At 58.7% G+C, this 21,382-nt stretch carries 15 protein-coding genes; 12 read left to right on the top strand and 3 right to left on the bottom strand.

Annotated elements, in window-relative coordinates:
• Positions 1-117: 117 nt before the first annotated feature.
• The 12 genes from CJ255_RS15370 (at position 118) to CJ255_RS15315 (ending at position 14,955) form a co-directional block, all read left to right on the top strand.
• Positions 118-2,904, top strand: a complete 2,787-nt coding sequence (locus CJ255_RS15370) for a class I SAM-dependent DNA methyltransferase (protein WP_097644978.1) — start codon at positions 118-120, stop codon at positions 2,902-2,904.
• A 5-nt stretch (positions 2,905-2,909) separates the two neighbouring features.
• Positions 2,910-4,871, top strand: coding sequence for a PAS domain-containing sensor histidine kinase (locus CJ255_RS15365; RefSeq protein WP_165774743.1), 1,962 nt, complete (start codon positions 2,910-2,912; stop codon positions 4,869-4,871).
• The gene (locus tag CJ255_RS15360; protein ID WP_097644976.1) at positions 4,868-5,314 is read left to right on the top strand and encodes a response regulator; all 447 of its coding nucleotides are present in this window, start codon (positions 4,868-4,870) and stop codon (positions 5,312-5,314) included. The genes CJ255_RS15365 and CJ255_RS15360 overlap by 4 nt, the downstream gene beginning before the upstream one ends.
• Positions 5,311-6,798: a hybrid sensor histidine kinase/response regulator gene (locus tag CJ255_RS15355; RefSeq protein WP_165774742.1), complete on the top strand. Its 1,488-nt coding sequence runs from the start codon at positions 5,311-5,313 to the stop codon at positions 6,796-6,798. The genes CJ255_RS15360 and CJ255_RS15355 overlap by 4 nt, the downstream gene beginning before the upstream one ends.
• Positions 6,785-6,988, top strand: coding sequence for a response regulator (locus CJ255_RS15350; RefSeq protein ID WP_165774741.1), 204 nt, complete (start codon positions 6,785-6,787; stop codon positions 6,986-6,988). The genes CJ255_RS15355 and CJ255_RS15350 overlap by 14 nt, the downstream gene beginning before the upstream one ends.
• Before the next feature lie 238 nt (positions 6,989-7,226).
• On the top strand, positions 7,227-8,135 hold the full coding sequence (locus tag CJ255_RS15345) for a phosphoribulokinase (RefSeq protein WP_097644974.1): 909 nt from the start codon (positions 7,227-7,229) through the stop codon (positions 8,133-8,135).
• A gap of 75 nt (positions 8,136-8,210) precedes the next feature.
• Positions 8,211-8,696 (top strand): peptidylprolyl isomerase, encoded by a 486-nt coding sequence (locus tag CJ255_RS15340; protein WP_165774740.1) that lies wholly within the window; start codon positions 8,211-8,213, stop codon positions 8,694-8,696.
• 300 nt (positions 8,697-8,996) lie between these two features.
• Positions 8,997-11,108 carry an elongation factor G gene (gene fusA, locus CJ255_RS15335; RefSeq protein ID WP_097644973.1) on the top strand — a complete coding sequence of 704 codons (2,112 nt, stop codon included), beginning with the start codon at positions 8,997-8,999 and terminating at the stop codon, positions 11,106-11,108.
• Positions 11,109-11,194: 86 nt separating this feature from the next.
• Entirely contained in the window at positions 11,195-11,959 is a 765-nt protein-coding gene (locus tag CJ255_RS15330; protein ID WP_097644972.1) for a ParA family protein, read from the top strand.
• Positions 11,949-13,004 carry an alpha/beta fold hydrolase gene (locus tag CJ255_RS15325; RefSeq protein WP_165774739.1) on the top strand — a complete coding sequence of 352 codons (1,056 nt, stop codon included), beginning with the start codon at positions 11,949-11,951 and terminating at the stop codon, positions 13,002-13,004. Before CJ255_RS15330 ends, CJ255_RS15325 begins: the two co-directional genes overlap by 11 nt.
• Entirely contained in the window at positions 12,976-13,752 is a 777-nt protein-coding gene (locus CJ255_RS15320) for an ABC transporter permease (RefSeq protein WP_097644970.1), read from the top strand. Before CJ255_RS15325 ends, CJ255_RS15320 begins: the two co-directional genes overlap by 29 nt.
• A 180-nt stretch (positions 13,753-13,932) precedes the next feature.
• Positions 13,933-14,955, top strand: coding sequence for an AI-2E family transporter (locus tag CJ255_RS15315; protein ID WP_097644969.1), 1,023 nt, complete (start codon positions 13,933-13,935; stop codon positions 14,953-14,955).
• A 238-nt stretch (positions 14,956-15,193) separates the two neighbouring features.
• Here the strand turns inward: CJ255_RS15315 and CJ255_RS15310 are convergent, their stop codons facing one another.
• The 3 genes from CJ255_RS15310 to CJ255_RS15295 form a co-directional block, all read right to left on the bottom strand.
• On the bottom strand, positions 15,194-16,924 hold the full coding sequence (locus CJ255_RS15310) for a right-handed parallel beta-helix repeat-containing protein (RefSeq protein ID WP_097644968.1): 1,731 nt from the start codon (positions 16,922-16,924) through the stop codon (positions 15,194-15,196).
• Between the two features lie 363 nt (positions 16,925-17,287).
• Positions 17,288-18,307: an arsenosugar biosynthesis radical SAM (seleno)protein ArsS gene (gene arsS / locus CJ255_RS15305; RefSeq protein WP_097644967.1), complete on the bottom strand. Its 1,020-nt coding sequence runs from the start codon at positions 18,305-18,307 to the stop codon at positions 17,288-17,290.
• A gap of 473 nt (positions 18,308-18,780) precedes the next feature.
• Positions 18,781-21,276: a lamin tail domain-containing protein gene (locus CJ255_RS15295; protein WP_097644965.1), complete on the bottom strand. Its 2,496-nt coding sequence runs from the start codon at positions 21,274-21,276 to the stop codon at positions 18,781-18,783.
• Positions 21,277-21,382 lie beyond the last annotated feature (106 nt).

The raw sequence follows: 21,382 nt of genomic DNA, 5'->3' as shown, positions 1-21,382 counted from the left end.
GCTATCGGCTATCGGCTATCGGCTATCGGCTATCGGCTATCGGCTATCGGCTATCGGCTATCGGCTATCGGCTATCGGCTTTGGTATAATCCAGACAGCAATCAATGAGGTACCACGATGACTATACTTACCCCCCAAGCCTTTATCAACAAATGGCGCGCGGTGACTGTGAAGGAGCGCAGTGGCTACCAGGAGCATTTTATTGACCTGTGTCACTTGGTGGCCCACCCGACGCCTCTGGAAGACGATCCCAAGGGGACGCGCTATAGCTTTGAGGCGGGCGCGGGCAAGCAGCGGGGCGGTAAGGGGTGGGCCGATGTCTGGAAGCGGGGCTTTTTTGCCTGGGAGTATAAGGGCAAGCACGCTAACCTTGATCGCGCCTATCAGCAGTTGCTCCAGTACCGCGAGAGTTTGCACAATCCGCCTCTGTTGGTAGTCTGCGATATGGAGACGATCCAGATCCATACCAACTTTACCAATACGGTGAAGCGGGTGTTTCATCTGCGTTTGAATGATCTGCTGAAGCCTGAGGGTATGCAGGCGCTACGCAATCTCTTTTTCAATCCAGAGGCGTTTCGCACTGACCAGACGCCTGAGTTGGTGACCCAGCGGGCGGCGCGTGAGTTTGCTGAGATTGCGACGCTGATGCGGCGCTATGGCCATGATCCGCAGCGTACCGCCCATTTCCTCATTCGTTTGCTCTTTTGCCTTTTTGCGGAAGATGTGGGCCTGTTGCCCGATCAGGTTTTTAGTAAGTTGCTGCGCGCTACGCGCAATCGGGCCGCTATCTTTACGACCCAGTTGGCTCAACTCTTTGGCGCTATGCGCCAAGGTGGTTTCTTTGGTGCCGATGAGATTCCCCATTTCGATGGCCACCTCTTCGATGATGCTGAGGTGCTGCCCCTCGATAGTGAGAGTATGGCGCTGCTTCAGCGTGTGCGTGAACTCGATTGGTCGAATATTGAACCTTCGATCCTGGGGACGCTCTTTGAGCGTTCGCTCGATCCGACGAAACGTAGCCAATTGGGGGCGCACTATACCAGCCGCGATGATATTCTGCTGATCATTGAGCCGGTGTTGATGGCGCCGCTGCGCCGCCGCTGGGCTGAGGTGCAGCAGCAGGCGCGCACGCTGGCTACCGCGTATGAGCAGGCCAAAGGGAGCGCTGCCAAGCGGCTGCAAGGGGAACTGCAACAGGTGCTGCAAGGCTTCGCCGATACCGTCGCGGCCATGCGTGTGCTTGATCCCGCCTGTGGCTCGGGCAATTTCCTCTATGTGGCGCTCAAACAACTGCTCGATCTCGAAAAAGAGGTCATTATCCTGGCTCAAGAACTGGGCGCGGGTAGCTTCTTCCCCAGTGTTTCGCCCGAGCAACTCTACGGCCTCGAGATCAATGAATATGCCTACGAATTGGCCCAGATCACCGTCTGGATCGGCTATATCCAATGGCTGCGCGACAATGGCTTTGGTACGCCGAAGCCGCCCATTCTCAAGCCGCTGAATACAATCCAGCGTATGGATGCACTGCTCGCCTATGATGCCGCTGGTCAGCCGGTGGAACCACCCTGGCCTGAGGTTGAGGTGATTGTTGGGAACCCGCCCTTTTTGGGGGGCAATAAAATCCGCAAGGAATTGGGCGATGCCCACATTGATGCGCTCTTCAAGCTCTATGCCGGGCGTGTCCCTGCGTTTGCCGATCTGGTCTGCTACTGGTTTGAGCGCGCACGAGCCATGCTTGAAGCGTGTACGACGCAGCGGGTCGGGCTGTTGGCAACCCAGGCGATTCGCGGCGGGGCCAACCGCAAAGTCTTGGAGCGGATCAAAGAGAGTGGCGACATCTTTATGGCCTGGGGTGATCGCAAATGGGTGCTTGAGGGCGCTGCGGTGCGGGTGTCGCTGGTGGGTTTTGATGCTGGCAACGAGCAAGAGCGCTCGCTGGATGGCAGCGCGGTTCAGACCATCAATGCCGATCTGCGGGCCGCACTCGATCTTACACACGTACACCATCTGCCAGAAAATCGGGCCATCTGCTTTATGGGGCCCTCGGCCAAGGCCCCTTTTGACCTTGATGCCGAGACCGCCATGCAGATGCTGCGTGCGCCGCTCAATCCCAATGGACGCCCCAATACTGATGTGGTGCGCCCGGTTGCGAGTGCGGTTGATCTGGTACAGCAGCAGCGCGGTAAGTGGACAATTGATTTTGGCCTGCTTCCAGAGGATGAAGCCGCCCTCTATGAAGCTCCGTTTGAATATGTGCGAACGCATGTCTATCCGGTGCGAATGCAAGCCAGTCGGGTGAAATATGCAGGCAACTGGTGGCAATATGCCAGACCTAGAGTTGAAATGCGTGAAGCATTACGTAAACATCAGCGCTACATCGCCACTCCCGGCGTAGCCAAACATCGCATCTTCGTGTGGGTACAGCCTGAGGTCTTGTGCAACCAAGGTACGCTGGTGTTTGCCCGCTCCGACGACTACTTCTTTGGCGTGTTGCACGCACGCATCCACGAGTTGTGGGCGAGGCGAACGGGAACCCAAGTACGTGATGCCGAGAGCGGCTTTCGCTACACCCCCACCACCACCTTCGAGACCTTCCCCTTCCCGTGGCCGCCGGGCCAGGAGCCGCCGGGCGATCCGCTGGTGGCGGCGATTGCGGCGGCGGCCCAACGCCTCGTCGAGCTACGCGACAAGTGGCTGCGCCCGCCCGACGCCGACGCCGCGACACGCAAAGCACGCACGCTCACCAAGCTCTACAACCAGCGCCCGGCCTGGCTAGACAAAGCCCACCGCGACCTAGACGCAGCGGTGCTGGCGGCCTATGGCTGGCCCAACACCCTGAGCGACGAGGAACTCTTGGCGCGGCTGCTGGCCTTGAACCTGGCGCGGGGAGGCGTTCAGTTGTAGCATTTTTGCAGAGATGCAGAAAATTTCACCTTACCACTGAACAACTCCAACTCACGCTGAGCGTTACCAATCAAGGGCTCTATGAGCTCAATCTACAGACCCAAGAGGTCTTGGTGAGTCCTACGTATGCGACGATGCTTGGGTATGATCCGCGTAGCTTTTGTGAGACGGTAGCGCATTGGCAGGAGCGGTTGCATCCTGATGATCGCGAGCGGGCCAGTTCGGTCTTTGATGCCTATGTCAATGGCTTGATTACTGACTATAGCCAGGAGTTTCGCCTGCGTACCGCTGATGGTGGCTGGAAGTGGATTCTCTCGATTGGGCAGATTGTGGATCGTGATGCTCATGGGCGTCCGTTGCGCTTGCTGGGAACGCATACCGATGTGACGTTGCTCAGAGAGCATGACCAGGGCTTGTTGCAAGTCAATCAGGAGTTGGAGCGGCGTGTGGCTGAACGGACCGCTGCATTGGAGCAGAGCCAAATGGCGTTGCGGAAGAGTGAGGCACACCTGCGGGCGGCCCAGCGCATTGCGTTGCTCGGTAGTTGGGAATTTGAGGTGCAGACTGAGACGATTAGTTGGTCGGATGAGGTCTATGCGCTCTTTGGACGCGATCCTAGTCAAGGCCCGCCCCGTTTTACGGAACTCCTCAGCTACTACCTGCCTGAAGACCAGGAGCTGCACCGCACAGTGGTTGACCAAAGCCTTGCCACTGGCAAACCCTACATGATGGAGTTGCGCCTCGTGCGCCCTACTGGTGAATTGCGCCATATTCAGGTACGCGGCGAACCAATTGTTGATGCCCAAGGGGTGTTGCAACGTCTGGTTGGTACCATCTTGGATATTACGGAACGCAAGTGGGCCGAAGAGGAACAGCAGCGTCTGGCTGCGCGCCTCGCCTTGGCGATTCGTTCGGCGGCGATTGGTATCTGGGAATGGGACATAGTGAGTAATGTGATCATCTGGGATGAGCGCATGTATGAACTCTATGGAATGGCATGCAATACCCCAGTTCGGTACGATGTGTGGGCCAATAGCTTACACCCTGATGATCGTGAATCAGGGCATCTGGCGATCCAACAGGCGTTGAGTGGTGAAAAGGAGTTTGATACTGAATTTCGCGTTTTGCATGCTGATGGCACGTTTCGTGATATTAAAGCCTATGGAACGGTGCTGCGTAACCCGGCAGGTGAGCCACTCCGCATGATTGGGGTCAACTTTGATCGCACCGAACAGAAGCGGATTGAAGCCGAACGCAAAGCCAAGAGCCACCAACTGGCTGCATTAAACCGCGAACTAGAGGCTTTTGCCTACTCAGTATCGCATGATCTACGCGCACCGTTACGCGCCATTCATGGCTTTAGTCAGGCGCTCAACGAAGATTACGGCCAGACACTCGATGCCCAAGCTCAAGACTACCTCGCCCGCATTATGGCTGGTGTCGAGCGAATGGGCCTGTTGATTGACGATCTGCTACGCCTTGCCCGCGTTTCCCGTGGCGAGATGCAGTATCAAATGGTGTCTTTGAGCCAACAGGTAGCGCAAATTCGCAATGACCTGCAACGCATCGAACCAGAACGCCAAGTGACATGGCAGATCGCCCCTGATGTGGAGGTTTGGGGTGATGCGAATCTGATCTCTGTTGCACTCCAAAATCTGCTGGCCAATGCCTGGAAGTTTACGAGCCACCATGAGCAGGCTTCGATCACCTTTGGTCTAACCACTCAGGATGAGCAGATCGTCTATTTTGTTCGTGACAATGGTGCTGGTTTTGATCCAGCATACCAGAACAAGCTCTTCGGCGTCTTTCAACGGCTGCACAACCACCACGAATTTCCTGGTACCGGCATTGGCCTCGCTACGGTACAGCGCATTATCGTTCGCCACGGTGGCCATGTTTGGGCCGAAGGCGCGGTTGAGCAAGGGGCAACCTTTTACTTTACGCTGCCAGAGAGGACCGATTCATGATACAATTACGCCCCCTCCTTTTAGTTGAGGACAACCTTGATGATGAATTGTTGACCACACGATCGCTGAGAAAAGCGGGTATCTTGAATGAACTGGTGGTGAAACGTAATGGCGAAGAGGCGCTTATCCACCTAAACCAACTTGCTACAGACCAAGACCCCTTTGCTCTGCCTACAGTGGTGCTGCTGGATCTAAAGCTGCCGAAGGTCAATGGCTTGGAGCTCTTGCAACACATTCGGGCGACGCCGTTTTTACAATTGCTCCCTGTGGTTATTCTTACCTCATCGAGTGAAGAGCGCGATATTGTCGAGAGCTACAGCTTAGGTGCGAATAGCTATGTGCGTAAGCCTGTGAAGTTCGACCAATTTTCCGAAGCAGTGCGTCAACTTGGTTTATACTGGGTGATTACAAACGAACAAGCTATACCCAAGAGGTCAATATGAGTGAGCCTCTGAAGTTGCTGTTGGTGGAAGACTTAGAAGATGATGCGCTCTTGGTGCTGCGGGCGCTCCGTAAGGGGGGCTTTGATCCAAGCTACGAACGGGTTGAGACTAGTGCGGCGTTGCAGGATGCCCTGGAACGCGGCGGTTGGGAGATTCTGATTGCCGACCATGCGTTGCCCCACTTTAGTGCGGCAGAGGCGTTAGCGCTGGTGCAAGGCGGTGCATATGATCTGCCCTTCATTGTTGTTTCAGGCACTATTGATGAACAACTTGCTGTTGAGTTGATGCGTTTGGGTGCCTGCGATTATGTGATGAAGGATTCGCTTGAACGGCTGCCAGTTGCGGTGCGCCGCGAAGTGCGCGAAGCCCATGTCCGTAACCAGCGCCGCCGCTTTGATCTCGCACTCCACAGCTTGATCACAGGCACTGTGGCGCTCACTGGGAGCGCCTTTTTTCATGCCTTGGTGCAACAGATCGCCCAAACCCTTGAGGTGCGCTATGTGCTGATCAATGCCGTAGTAGATGGATCGCTCCATACCCTGGCCCACTGGGGAACAGAACCGCTCCCGCCTAGGCCGATAAGTACCCTTGAAGATAGTCCTACCGCATTGGCTTTGCGCCACAGCACCTTTAGCTGTCCGCAGGGCTTGGCGGAGCGTTTTCCCACCAATGCCTACATCAACGCTTGGGGGGCCGAGAGCTACATCGGCTTGGCGCTCTATGCGAGCAACCAATGCGCCTTTGGGACGCTCTGTATCCTCGATACGGCCCCGCTGCATGCCCCCGAACTGATTATTGATCTGTTGCGCCTCTTTGCCACTCGCGCCGCTGCCGAATTGGAACGCCACCAAGCCCTTCAAGCGCTTGAGCAGTGGAATAGGGATCTTGAGCAGATTGTCGCGGAGCGTACCGAGCAACTCAGTGCCGCGAACCAGCAACTTGCCCGGGTCAATCTTGAACTGGTGCATGCCGCACGCATGAAGGATGAGTTTCTCGCCAATATGAGCCACGAGCTCCGCACGCCGCTGAATGCCATTCTCGCCTTTAGTGAAACCCTGCAAGAGGGGGTCGCTGGCCCGGTCAATGCGAAACAGATCAACGCCCTGCGCCACATCGAAACCAGTGGCCAACACCTGCTCGCCATGATCAACGATGTTCTCGACCTCGCCAAAGTTGAAGCGGGGCGCGTCGAACTCCAACGTGAACTCTTCGCCATCAACGATCTCTGTCGTGGTAGCCTCCAACTGATCAAAGAACAGGCGCTGAAGAAACGGCAGCAGGTGGATTTGAAACTCAACGATGAGTTTGCCTACATCGAAGCCGATCCACGCCGCCTCAAACAGATTCTTGTGAATCTGTTGAGTAATGCGGTGAAATTTACCCCCAATCATGGCCAGATCAGCCTGGAGGTGGAAGTTCTTCCCGAAGCTCAATTCGTCCAGTTCCATTATTATACTCATGGACATCCAAATGCCCGAAGTTGACGGTCTCAGCGTCATCAAGCAGTTACGGGCAGAGGCGCAATTCCAACAGACGCCGATCATTGTACTCAGTGCCCTCGCCATGAAGGGCGACCGCGAGCGTTGTCTTGCGGCTGGGGCCAATGCCTACATGCCGAAACCGCTGCGGATGCGTAGCCTCATCGAACTCATGTACGATCTGCTTGGGCTATGATCACAAAACTCTCGGTGGCTCTGTGGTAAAATTCTTGGTATCGCTTCAAAAATGCGCTACCCGAAAGATACACCCCTCTCACCCTACCCGCTTGGGTAGGGCTAAACTGTTCCCCCTGCCGTCGCAATGGGGCGATCAGGTGCCTATAATGAGAGCCAATTGGTTGTGAGCGTGGGCGCAAACGACCGGATAGGCGCTGCTGGTGTGCCATGTCCGGCCCGCTCTGGCGGTGGGTTCTATGGAGCAGCAGCCGGTCATTCTAACGGTGGTTGGTGATAGTGCAGCGGGGAAGACGACCCTTACCGCAGGGGTGGCGGCGATTCTTGGTTCCGAGCGGGTGGTGGCGCTGCGCTTTGATGATTACCATCGCTATAGTCGCGCTGAACGTGAGGCCCGTGGCCTGACACCTCTGCACCCCGATTGTAACCATCTGGAATTGATGGAGCAGCATTTGGGCCGCTTGGCGCTGGGGAAGCCGATTGCCAAGCCGATCTATAACCATGCGACGGGTGAGGTTGATGCGACCCAACAGCTTGAAGCGGCCCCGTTTGTGCTGGCTGAAGGGTTGCTTGGCCTCGCTACCCCGCGCCTGCGAGCCCCCTGCCATGTGCGGGTCTTCCTCGATCCGCCGGAGGCGCTGCGTGAACGCTGGAAGTTGCACCGCGACTCGACGCGCCGGGGCTATACGCTGGATCAGGTACGCACCGAGATTGTCCGCCGTCGCCCCGATGCGATTGAGTTTATTCAGCCGCAACGCGGTTGGGCCGATATTGTGGTGCGCTTCTACCCAAATCCGGTTGCACCCCAACAGCAACTCAATGTGCGCCTCGTGCTGCGCCCACGCCTCACCTACCCCGATTTCAGTACCCTGATTGCACGCCAGGGCGATCCGCCAGTACTCCATTTGCGGGTTGGCCGCGATGAGGGCCGCCTCACCGAAATCCTTGAGATCGATGGCCGCCTCAGTAGCGCCCAGGCCGCCACGATTGAAGAGGTTATCTGGGACGAATTGCCCGGCCTGCACCACCTCAGCCCCGACCAGATCGGCACCTACCTCCACGGCAATGAACCATGCCATAGCCATACCCTGGGTCTGGTGCAACTGCTGATCGCTTCGCAGTTGTTGCGCGCTACCCTCGTGGTATAATCGCCCGACTGCGGGTGGATGCGCGGGAACCTGGTTCCCGCGCATACCCTCCATAATACATGAAAGGAAGACTCCGTGACCGTCAAACGCTGGAATAACGAACCTGCGATGAGCATTGATCCGACCAAGACCTATAAGGTGACGATGGAGACCAATAAGGGCACCATTGTCTTTGAGCTCTATCCCGAACATGCCCCGATAACGGTCAATAACTTTGTCTTTTTGGCCAATGAGGGCTTCTACAACGATGTCGTCTTCCATCGCGTGATCAAGGATTTTGTCATTCAGGGTGGCGATCCGACCGGCACGGGCACTGGTGGCCCCGGTTATCGCTTTAAGGACGAGACTTTTGGTAATCCATTGACCCACCAGCGCGGTGTGCTCTCGATGGCCAATGCTGGCCCCAACACCAATGGCAGCCAGTTCTTCATTGTCTACAAACCCCAGCCCCACCTCGACGGCAAGCATACCGTCTTTGGCCAAGTCGTGAGTGGCATGGACGTTTGTGACGCAATTGTCCAGGGTGATCGCATGGTCACGGTGACCGCCGAGCCGAAGTGATCTGAGGGATTGAACCACAGAGGCACCGAGGGCACAGAGGTTGGAATGATGGAGGGAGAACGCACAATGGTGCTTGCCGTACCACTCACTTCTTGGTGTCTCTGTGATGAATAGCTCTACTCCCAGCAACGTAGCGCCGCCACGCTGTGGCGGCGCTGTGCATTTCTACGACAAAGACTGTGTTATGAATCTTTCCTTTGACTCCACCCTTAAACATTTTATAATACAACCGTAACAATTTTCCGGTTACCACTCCGCCCAAACCTGGGCGGCGCGTTGGATCGGTCAAGGAGGACTTCCATGCGCTCGTATGGCCCTGAGAGGATTCACAACATCGGCATATTTGGTCACCTCGGCAGCGGTAAGACAACGCTGGCCGAGGCGATGCTGATGACAGCCCACGCAATCCCGCGCATGGGGCGCGTTGAGGATGGCTCTACCCAGAGCGATTATGATCCCGACGAGCACCGCCGCGGGATGTCTGTTTCGCTCTCGGTACTGCCACTTGAATGGCACGACGATAAGGTTAATCTGATTGACACGCCGGGCTTTGCTGATTTTGCCGCTGATATGGCCGCCGCGATGCGGGTGATTGATGGCGCGGTGATTGTGCTTGATGCCTCGGCGGGTGTCGAAGTTGGCACCGAGTTGGTCTGGGATCTAGCGGTACAAAACAAGGTGCCCCGTCTGCTCTTTGTAAATAAGCTTGACCGCGAGAATGCGAACTTTTTCCAGACGATTGAACAGGCCCAACAGGTGCTTGATGCAGCCGTCATTCCTATGCAGATCCCGATTGGTGCTGGTAAAGAGTTTAAGGGCATCATTAGCCTGCGCCAGCAGCGTGCATGGCTGGTTTCGCCCGAGCATGATGGCAGCTTTATTGAGGCTGATGTGCCCGCTGAACTCGATGCGATGATGCACGAGTGGCGCACGGCTCTGATTGATAAGATTGCTGCAACCAATGATGATCTGATTGAACGCTACCTCGAAGGTGGTGAGGATGCTCTGACCCGCGAGGAGTTGCTGTTGGGGCTGCGTACCGGCATTGCCGATGGGACAATTGTGCCTGTCTTTTGCGGCTCGGCCCTCGAAGTCGCGGGGATTCAACAACTGCTCAATGGCATCGTCGACTCGATTCCCTCCGCCGCCCGCCGGGCTATCCATGCCACCGATGGGGCTACTGATGAGCCACTGGCCCTGAGTCCCGCCCCCGATGCCCCGGTGAGTGCCCTGGTCTTCAAGACGGTCTCGGACACCTACGGCAAGACCAGTCTCTTCCGCGTCTTCTCGGGGACGGTGCAGGCCAATACGCCCCTCACCAATAGCCGCGTGGCCAAGGACGAGCGCATTGGCCATGTCTATAGCGTCCGTGGTAAGGAGCAGACCGATGTGGAGGCGGTTGGCCCCGGTGATATTGGGCTGCTCACCAAGCTTGCCGAGACGATGACCAACGATACGCTCTGTAGCCACGGTCAAATGATCAAGCTCGCGCCGATCAAATTCCCCGCTGCCGCCTTTATTGCCACGGTCAAGCCGCATAGCCGCTCCGATCTTGATAAACTGGGCAATGCGCTGGGGCGCATGATCGAGGAGGATCCGAGCCTCACTACGTCGCGTGATGCCCAGACAGGCGAGGTTTTGCTTGCCGGGTTGAGCGAGGGGCACCTGCAGATCATTGCCGACCGCATGAAGCGCAAGTTTGATGTGAGCATTGATATTGACCTGCCACGCATTCCCTACCGCGAAGCCATTCGTGGCAAGGCCGAGGCGCAGTATCGCCACAAGAAGCAGACGGGTGGCGCTGGTCAGTTTGCCGATGTGACGCTGCGGGTCGAGCCGCTGGAGCATGATCCAGAGCGCGAAGACTCGCTTGAGTTTGTCAATGAGGTTGTTGGTGGCGTCATCTCGCGGGGCTTTATGCCCGCCATTGAGAAGGGCGTGCGCGAAGCCATGGCCGAAGGGTTGCTCTCTGGTAGCCCCATTAGCGACGTGCGCGTCGCGGTCTTTGATGGCAAAGAGCACCCGGTTGATTCCAAAGAGATCGCCTTCAAGACTGCGGGGAAAGAGGCGTTCCGTCTCGCGGCCCACAAGGCCGGGGTCGTGATTATGGAACCGATCTACACCATGGAGATTGTGGTGCCCGAGCAGTATGCGGGCGACATCATGAGCGACATGAGTACGCGGCGGGGGCGGGTGATGGGCATGATGCCTACGGGCAGCGGCAAGACCGCGATTACCGCCCAGGCCCCTCTCGCCGAGATCCAACGCTACGCCACCGACCTACGCGCCCTCACCCAAGCCCGCGGGCGCTTCTCGATTGCCTTCTCGAGCTACGAGCCGATCCCGGCCCACCTGGTGGATGCCGTGATCGAAGCGCATAAGAAGGAGCTTGAGGAGGCGCAAGCCCATTAGAATGTAGCAAGCAGGAACTAGGAAGTAGGGGGTAGTCCTATTGCCTATTTCCTGCTTGCTATCTCCTAACATACGAGGAGTTGCACATGGGTCAAGTCTTTGCACTGGCAATGCAGAAGGGCGGGGTAGGCAAGACGACGACGACGCTCAGTTTGGGTACGCTGCTGGCCGAGCGGGGCAGGCGGGTGCTGCTGATTGACCTCGATCCCCAGGCAAACTTGACCCAGGGTTTAGGCGTTGATCCTACCACGCTGGAGTATGGTGTCTATGAGGTGCTGCTCAATCCTGAGCGGGGGGCCGATTTTGCGGTGATGGCGACGGAGCATGGGGTTGATCTGATTGCTGCGGCGCTGGATTTGGCTGGCGCGGAGTTGGAATTGGCGGGTAAGGTGGGCCGTGAGTTGTTGCTCCGCAAGGCTTTGCGCCAGACCCGCGAACGCTATGATTATATCTTGATCGATCCGCCCCCAAGTTTGGGCATCTTTTCGCTCAATGCTCTTGCCGCTGCCGATGCGGTGCTGGTGCCGATGCAGTTGCATGCCTATGCGCTGCAAGCCATGCCGCAATTGGAACAGACGATTGCGCTCGTGCGCGAGATTCATCCTACCCTCAAGCTTGGAGGGATCGTCTGTACCCTAGCCGACCGGCGCACCAATCTGAGTGGTCAGATCGAAGCACAGGTACGCGAACGTTATGGCGAGTTGGTCTTTGACACGGTGATTCCGGTGAACATTAAGCTGGCCGAGGCACCGACAAGTGGGACGCCGATTGGCACCTATGCAGCCCAGAGTGCTGGTGCCACGGCCTATGCGGCGCTCGCCGCTGAATTGGAGGCGCGCTATGCCCAATGATGACGCCGAGCAACCATCCGCGATTCGGCGGGGGCGCGGGCTGCGCCTTTCGACCGAAGGGGCCGCTGATGCGCAAGCAGAGCCGAGTGAGGCCGCCCCGGAACAACCCGCCCGGCGGGGGCGCGGGCTGCGCCTTTCGACCGAAGGGGCCGCTGATGCGCAAGCAGAAGCAGAAGCGGAAGCAGAAGCGCCACCTGCCTTTGCGTTGCAACGTGAGTCGATCAAGACAGCCTATGGCTCGATGAGTTACCTCACTGGCGGAACTGGCACAATGCCCTTGGTTATGCTGCACGGCTGGGGAGCATCGGCGCGCATCTGGACAGATGTAGCGGCAGCTTTGGCTGAACGCCGCAAGCTCGTGCTACTCGATCTCCCTGGGTCTGGTGGCACACCCGCCCGCGTGACGATTCCTACGCTCACAGCCCTCGCCAATGAGGTATTGGACGCAATAGATGCGTTGGGCTTAGAACGCTTCGAGTTGCTTGGCCACGGCTTAGGTGCTGCTACGGCGGCCCTTGTGGCGGGCCAATTGCACCGCCGCGTAAGCCGGGTTGCCCTCTTGGGCATGGGCATCCGTAGCTTTGCGCCCGACCTGCTGGCGATGGGTTTGGCACGCTTGCCCTTCGACATCTCCGTTGGCATGGCGCGACCCTTGCTCAACTTCTGGCAGCCTTTCAACCGTGCTTTTATGCAAAGCCCACCTATGGAGCGCAGCATGAGTAGTGCGCTCCTCCATGATAAACCTGTCGCCCAGCAACTCTGGCAGGATTACCTGTCTGATCTGGCTCATGCTGATGCACGGGTCTATATGACCTGGCTGACCATGCCGGGTGAACCTGCACTCCATACGGCACTGAGCGACATTAGCGTACCAACCCTCTGCATTGCTGGTCGTGAAGATCTCGTGGTCCGCCTTGCAGAAGCGAAGGATGCCTACATGCGTGTGCCTGGCAGTGAGTTATTGGTATTAGACAAGTGCGGCCATATGCTCATGGTTGAACAGCCCGAGGCGTTGCATGCCGCATTACGGGATTTTTTCAAATAGCTTGCTGCGCCGTTACCTCACCGCAAGCTGCGCCCTCCTGTTGATCCTTGGGTTGCTCCAATGGGGGCTACCAGCGGCGGGCATACCCTCCTACCTGCTGCCAACCCCGTGGCAGGTAGGTGAGAGCCTGATAGAACGGCGTAGCGAGTTGTTGCAGCATGCCTGGTTCACCGCATTGGCAGCATGCTTGGGCCTGGCCCTTGGGAGCATAACCGGCCTCGCCTTAGCCATCAGCTTCGTCCTGCTGCGCCTGCTTGAGGACGCATTCTACCCGTGGGTATTGGTCTCGCAAGCCATTCCTGCGGCAGCCTTAGCCCCACTCTTTACCATCTGGTTTGGCGATGGCCTAGCGCCACGGGTAGCAATGGCGGCGCTCTTCGCCTTCTTTCCGGTGCTGGTGAGTGCGGCACGCGGGTTACGTCAAGTGGCCCCCGAAGAGGTGGCGCTGATGCGCGCCTGGGGTGCGAGTGGATGGGCCATGCTCTGGCACCTACGCTGGCCCGCCGCCCTACCGAGCATCTTTGCCGGCTTACGGGTCGCGGCGGCCCTCGCCGTCGTCGGGGTGATCGTAAGCGAGCTCTCAGGCAGTGGGCGCGGCCTCGGCTTTGTGATCAGCGTAGCGAGCTACCGTCTGCACATGGATCGTGTCTTCGCTGCGGTAGCCCTAGCGGCTGGCTTGAGCCTCCTGCTGCACGGGCTGCTGCTCTACGCCGAGCGGCGTATTGTCTTTTGGCGACAGAATGAATAATGAGGGCTACGCCAACCTAAAAACGGCTGTTGGGGCCAAGCCCCAAACCCTCTTTTTTCTTTCGTGTTGGCGGCTTCGCCGCTAACACGAAAGAAAAAAAGTTGTTAGCGCGAAAAAGTCCTGGGCCGCGCCGCTTGGCTTCGACAGGCTCAGCCACCGAGCCACCGCATAGTGAGGAGCATGAATCTCACCCTACCAGCACGAACATGGTTGGCCCTCTTTGGGCTTGGGGTTGCCATCTATATCACGATTCAAGCCTTGCCGCTGCTGCGCAGCTTGCTTATGCTGTTGTTGATCATTGGGCTCTTGGCGCTCCTGATTGTGCCGGTGGCTGATCGCTGCGAGCGTTGGGGCGTTTCGCGCCGCATGACGGTAGCCACGACACTATTGGGGAGCCTGGGGCTACTGGCCACACTGCTGCTGATGATCCTGCCGGTACTCTTCGAGAGCTTGCAACTGCTTGCGGTAGCCCTACGGCCCCTAGCCGACCAGTTGGAATTGCAGAGCGAGTTGGTCTCGGTGGCGGGCCTTGCGGAGCTTGGTGATGCCGGACAGACCTTCTTGGGCCAGGTAGCAACGAGTATCGGGTGGGCAGCGGGGCAGTTGGGAACCTTGGTGGGCCAAATTGGTGCCCTCAGCTTTGCCGCCTTTGTCGCCTTTGTCTGCGTCTTCACGCTGGTGGGCAACCGAGCAGCCGCACCGACCTTGCTGCGCCTCTTTGTTCCGACGCGCTACCATGAGCGGACGGCCAACCTCGTGCGTGCGGTGAGCGACGGGTTGGCACGCTGGTTTGTAGCCCAACTGGCGATCTGTGGTTACTACACCGTAAGCTACGGCATCACCAATCTGGTCTTGGGCGTACCCTATGGCCTACCGATTGCGCTGATTGCGGGGCTGCTCGAATTCATCCCCTACCTCGGCGGGATTGTGGGTCTCGTTCTCTCCGTAGCGGCAGCGGCCACCATCAGCCCCACGACCGCCATCTTGGTAGCGATCTGCAACACCATCATCGGCTTCGGCTGCGTCTACATTGTCGCACCGTTAGCCTTCTCCAAAGCGGTGAAGGTGCCCGCCGCGCTGATCTTGTTGGGCCTCTTTATTGGCGGAATGATCGGAGGCTTCTTTGCGGCCCTGCTGACGGTGCCGTTGATCACGGTGGCGATGGTGATCCTGCGCGAACTACGGCCTGATCTGGGGGTGTAGGCGAGATCATCACCGAGGACACAGAGGGATTCACCACAGAGGCACCGAGGACACAGAGGGATTTACCACAGAGGCACCGAGGACACAGAGGGATTGAGATGTTGATTGCAGATTGCCGAACATGGCATCTCAATGGGCTTTAGCATGCTTGATGATGCGGCATGTTCAAGGGTGATTACCTGACTATTAAAACTCTCTGTGTTCTCTGTGTCTCTGTAGTAAAATTTCTCTGCACCTCTCAATTCGCCGGGGCACACGCTGGCGGCGCAGTTAGCCAAGGGGCGTAGATGATATTGACCCCCGCCGAATCACCACGGCCAAGCTGGTTATCTTCGGGATCGTAGGGGCCAGAGCTATCGCCCCACCAGTTGTTACGCATATCGAGCAGAATCGCACTCGTAGCACCACGGCCCAGCCCATATTCTAAGTAGACCGGAATGATGGGCGGGACGTGTTCGTCAATCAGGTTGTGTTCGATGCGCAGTGCCATTGGTGGCAAGCCGTGGGGCGCAACTTGGGGCGTGCGTGTTCGTAAGCTAAAGCCCATGGCATCGCCCACAAGGCTATTGCAGATCACCTCGCCACGCAGGGGCCCGTTGGTGCTGAGTTGCAGATTGGGCGAACCACCCCGGATCAGGTTACCCTCAATTGCAAGATTCACCGTCTCGAAGGTACTGGAATTGCTAATGCGTACCTGCGGAGCCCCTTCGGCCATGCGATTGCCCCCGAAGCGGTTGCCTACCATCGTAACAAAATTGCCCCGTCCGTAGCTCACTTCCAGTGCCGGGCCGAAGGGCATATCGTTGGCTGCAACTTCACTGTTACGCATTTCGAGGCGCGTGTCGTGCAACAGGATGGCCCCACCATTATCGTTAAAGCGGCTGTCACGAATGACTAGTTCGCTCCGTTCGACCGCCATGACGGTACCACCCACGCCGCCACCGCGAATATCGCTATGTTCAAGCACAATAAAGCTCTCAGGCCGTCCAAAGATACCACTCCAACGGGCTCGGCTCGTCCCAACAAAACGCACCGGGCGATCAGGCAGGCCCATCGCCAGCAAGCGTCCACCATCCACATAGATAGAGACGCCCGCATCGAGTTGTACCTCAACCCCTGGCTCAATCAGGAGTTGCGAACCGGGCGGAATCTGCACATCCTGTTCCAGGATGATGGGGCTATCTTCGATATTCCAGCGCACATTGCCTTCCAACACATCAGCAGGGGGGGGCCCAGGTTCTGGATCAAAAGGCAGGGTAGGACTAAAGGGATCGGTATCGAGCAGATCATCAGGGAAGGGAAAATCGTCGCTTTCGCTCGGCTCTTCAGCATCGGATGTGCTGCGCTCTTCCGTGGGTGAAGGGGTTAACGTAGGCGCAGGCGGGGTTGGAGAAGCGATTGGCATCGGAGTTGGTGCCATAGTAGGCGGCGGCGCCGCCGTCGGCAGCGGCATCGGGGTTGGTGCTGGCGTAGGCAGCGGGTCGGTAACATCAGGGCTGAAGGTCGGCAACGGCGGCGGGGTGCCTTCCCCCACTGGCTCAGGGTAGGCCCCAACGACCGTGGGTGTAATGGCCTCGCTGGGATCCATAACACCACCGGCAACCGCATCGGTAGGGGTGAGCGAAGGTTCGAGGCTCGGATCGCCCGTGGGTAAGAGATCGGGCCCAGGGTAGGCTGCGACCGTCGTGGTTGGGGTGCCATCACCTGGTTCGGGGTAGGGCCCTGGGTCGTCGGCATCGGGATCAGGGGTTACTTCAAGCGTTGGCACATCGGCGACACTCGTTGGTTCATCGGGTGGCGGCGTAGCACCAGGGGTAAACATAAAGGTCAATGCAACCGCAAAGATCAGGAAGACCAGCGCACCAAGGAGGAGCAGGGTATCACGACTTAGCTTCGTACCCTGCTGGGTAGGCTCATCATCGGGTGATGGTGCTGCCGGTGGCGGTTGTTGCTGTGCATCATCGGACACGGAGGCCTCCGAGTCGTTAGGCTAGGCAAAATTGCACAATACAATGCTGCGCGTAGTGTACCATAATTCGTTGCGTCTTGGCGGCTTCGCCGCCAAGACGCGAGGGCTACGTCAACGTCACCTCCGGTGGAGGTGCTGGAGGGGCGAAGCCGCCCTCGCACATCTTTTGTTAGCTCTGGGCCGCGCCGCTTGGCTTCGACAGGCTGGTTTCGGCAGGCTCAACCACCGAGCCAGCGGCGCGTTGGCTGCGCTTGTCGAAGCCACCGCGCCGCCCCCCTACGAGCCTAGGGCTTCTTTGCGCTAACAGCGTTTTTTGAGAGAGGCAAAGCCTTTGTGCGCTCACGGCGCAACCACGGCGCCACTTCAGGTGGAGCCGGAGGCGGCGGTGCAGGCATAGCAATGGGCCGCCACGCGGATAGTGCGTTCGGCCAGATCGGCGGGGGTTACCTCAAAGATGCTTTGGGGCAGCGCCATGGCCAGCATCTGGTTGAAATCGCAATCATAGAGCTGCCCATCCCAACCCACCGAGAGGGTCGTCCGGCACATCAGCCCAGCCACGGTACTCGGGTTGAATGCCTCAACCAAGAGTTGCATGTAGGCTTCCAGTTCACCTGTCGCCACCAGATGATCGAGGTAACGACTAATCGGCATATTGGTGAGCGTATAGAGCCGGGTGAAGCTGATGCCATAACGCTCCAGCAGTTCACGGCGCCACTCGGCCTCTAGTTGGGCTTGGGGGCTAGGCAAACATGCACCGACGGGGTTGGTGATCAGGTTGAGTGCGGGGCCACCAGGTTGACCATAACCCACCGCGTTGAAGCGTTTGAGGGCAGCAAGCGATTCCGCAAAGACCCCGGCCCCCCGCTGGTTATCGGTGGCATCGAGCTCATAGTGGGGCAGCGAAGCAATCACTTCAACCTGATGTTCAGCTAGAAACTCTGGCAGATAGGCGTAATTAGGCAGGCCAGTGATCGTCAGGTTACAGCGATCAATCACATGGCAGCCCAAGGCGCGGGCACGGCGCACGATGGAGTCAAAATCGGGGTGCAACTCGGGGGCACCGCCGGTAATATCGAGCGTAGGAATTGCCGCCGTTGCCAAGAGGTTCAGGCAGGCATCAACCACCGTTGTAGGCATCACCTCAGTACGATCCGGGCCAGCATCCACATGACAATGCAGGCAGGTCTGGTTACAACGCCGCCCCACATTGATCTGAAGTACCTCAATGCGTTCAGCAGCGCGTAGGGGTGCCGCACCCACCTCGCTCAGTTTGATCCCAAAGCGTGGAATTGGCACTTCGGCCAGCCGCCGTCGCTGGGCTGCTGCCGTGGCCAGGGGGTGGTTGCGCCGTTGTAGGGTTGGAATGAGACGAATGTTGCTCATGGTTGGCCTCTCTAAAAACTAATGATAGCACATGGGTACCACCATTTCAAGCTAGGGGATTCCTATAGCGAAAAAGTTCGTTAGCGCGAAAAATCCTTGGGCTCGTGGGGGTGCGTCGCGTTGGCTGAGCTTGTCGAAGCCACCGCGACGTTGGCTTCGACAAGCTCAGCCAACGTTGCGGCCCAGGGCTTCTTCGCGCTAACAAAAGTTCTGGGTCGCACCGCTTGGCTTCGACAGGCTGGTTTCGGCAGGCTCAACCACCGAGCCAGCGGCGCGGTGGCTGTCAACCCAAGGTTTCTTCGCGCTAACAAAACCTTGCGCCCTTGCGCCTTTGCGTCAAGAGACCCGTCGTATTTGAAAGGCATTGCGCGACTAACCTCGACACTACGACGGTAAAGCTGATTGGCAACCGCCATTTCAGCCGGCTGAAACCGGCACTCCAACGTCAGTTCATAGACTTTTCAGACAGCCTCTCATCGATCTTGATCTTCTTCCAAATCTTCCGGTTGCGCTTCCTCCCTTGCTGGCTGCAACCCAATGATAGCCGCAGCGACGATGAATAAGATGCCGCCCAAGGGTAGCCACGGCATCGCGGGTGGAGCATCGGCTGCTGGTGGTTCAGGCTCAAAGGCTGCTGGTGCTCCAGGTGGCCCGGTGGACGGAGCGGTCACTATGGGTGGGGTGAGTTGGTAGACGCTGCCTGGCTCTTGGGTGTAGATCGCGGATGCATGCGCTGCACTGGATGACGTACTGCTCATGTGAGCATGGCTACTCCCGTTGCTGTTGGGGGGCGGGATGCCACTTGTGCTGGCCCCCAGAGGCATGGTGTCGCCTTGCGCTGCGGTAGGGGCGGGCGCTGGCCCTGAGGCTTGCCCCGGCGATGGGGGGAGATCGTCGCGCCACTGCCCGGTCGCTAGGTCGCGGGTGAAGCTGCGATCGGCTTTGGTAGCCCCGTAACGATAACTGTCTACTAAGCTTCCATCTGGGCCGAAGAGCCGCACTGTGTCGCCGTTGTTGTTGAGGATGGCGCGCGGCAATTCGATCACCACGTAGCCACCAGGTTCAATGCTGCCTTCCAAGGCGATGGCACCACTATCGTTGGCGTCGTTCAGTTTCCAACCCTCAAGATTGATCCGCTCTCGTCCGGGGTTGTACAACTCGACCCATTCGGCTTGATAGATTTCACGGGGTGCGGGCAGAATTTCGCTGAGTAAGAGTGTTCCTGCCGGGAAACTGCCCAATGCACCTGGACTCTGGGTCGGTGTCCGTGTGATGGTGGGGGTGCGCGTGGGCGAGGGGGTACGCGTCAGCGTTGGGGTGCGCGTGGGTGAGGGGGTGCGCGTCAGCGTTGGGGTACGCGTGGGCGACGGCGTCCGCGTCAGCGTCGGCGTGCGTGTGGGCGACGGCGTCCGCGTCAGCGTCGGCGTGCGCGTGGGCGACGGCGTCCGCGTGAGCGTCGGCGTCCGCGTGGGCGACGGCGTCCGCGTCTCAGTGGGGGTGCGCGTGGGCGATGGCGTCCGCGTCTCAGTGGGCAGCCGGATGGCAGTGGGGGTGCGCGTGGGCGACGGCGTCCGGGTGAGCGTTGGGGTGCGCGTGGGTGAAGGCGTCCGGGTGAGCGTTGGGGTGCGCGTCGGCGACGGCGTGCGCGTCGCAGTGGGCGTGCGCGTCGGCGTTCTGGTGTTGGTCGGTGTTCTGGTGTTGGTTGGCGTGCGCGTCAAGGTCGGTGTCCGCGTCGGTGACGGCGTGCGCGTCAAGGTCGGTGTCCGCGTCGGTGACGGCGTGCGCGTCAAGGTCGGTGTCCGCGTCGGTGACGGCGTGCGCGTGGGTGACGGGGTGCGGGTGGCGGTGGGCGTGCGGGTAGCAGTGGCGGTGGCGGTGGGCGGCGGCGGCAGATTTGGCCCTCCAGGTGAAGGTGGGTAGCCAGTCACCCATGCGTCCAGTTCAGCACCCACACGGGCAAAGACGTTTGAGCCACTCAGGGCCGGATAACTGATGGGGCCATCTATGATCGCACCATTTGGATCGAGCAATTCGACGATGGAACCGGCGTTGGGGAGGGTACTGCTGCTCAATTCAATCACCAAGTATTCACCTGGTTCGATCACCAACCCTGGTAACATCCGCGTAATCGTCTGGCTCGGCGAGGTGCGCCGTAGACGCCAACCCTCCAGAGCCATAGGGCTATCACCATGATTGTACAGTTCGATCCATTCGGGATTGGTGCTTGGCGCGATCTCGTTGAGCACCACGATCCCTTGCGGAATGGGGGTGTTGGTTGGGGTTGGGGTGTCGGTTGGGGTTGGGGTGTCGGTTGGGGTTGGGGTGTCCGTGGGCGTCGGCGTGTCTGTGGGGGTTGGCGTGTCTGTGGGGGTTGGCGTGTCTGTGGGGGTTGGCGTGTCTGTGGGGGTCGGGGTACTCGTAGGCGTGTCGCTTGGCGTGGGGGTATCGGTGGGCGTCGGGGTATCGCTTGGCGTGGGCGTGTCAGTCGGTGTGGGCGTGGGCGGCAGATTGATCTCACCCTTGGTTGGCGCGGTGCGCACCCACTCGCCGGTACAATCGGGGTGGCGGGCGTAGCTCTCATCGTGGCGCGAACTGGTATAGCTAAAGCTATCAATAACCACTTCGTCGGCATCAAAGAGTTGGATGGTATCGCCATTATTCGCAAGCAGATTGGCCGACCACTCAAGCACATAGATTTCGCCCGGTTCAAGGATCAACCCGTCGGGGAAGGGGGCTGAGGGCCAAGCATCAGGGCGGCGATCATCAATGCGCCAGCCGGTGAGATCAACCGGATCAAGGCCGCAGTTGACCACTTCGGCCCACTCATTGGCACCACCACTCGGTGCGGGCAGGAACTCATTGATCACCACTCCAAGCTCATAGCCCCGCGCTGCTGGCGGATCATCGAGTGCCACCATAATGAGCAACAGGACGAACAGGGCCGTGGCGAGCAGGTTGAATGGGCGCATAATTGAGACTCCGGGGGAATGAGGGGGTTAGGAGAACAGGGGAACAGGGGAACAGGGGAACAGGGGAACAGGGGAACAGGGGAACAGGGGAACAGGGGAACAGGGG

This window comes from Candidatus Viridilinea mediisalina (assembly GCF_002532535.1).
Classification (GTDB): Bacteria; Chloroflexota; Chloroflexia; order Chloroflexales; family Chloroflexaceae; genus Viridilinea; species Viridilinea mediisalina.
This window is presented reverse-complemented; position numbering and strand designations above follow the sequence as displayed.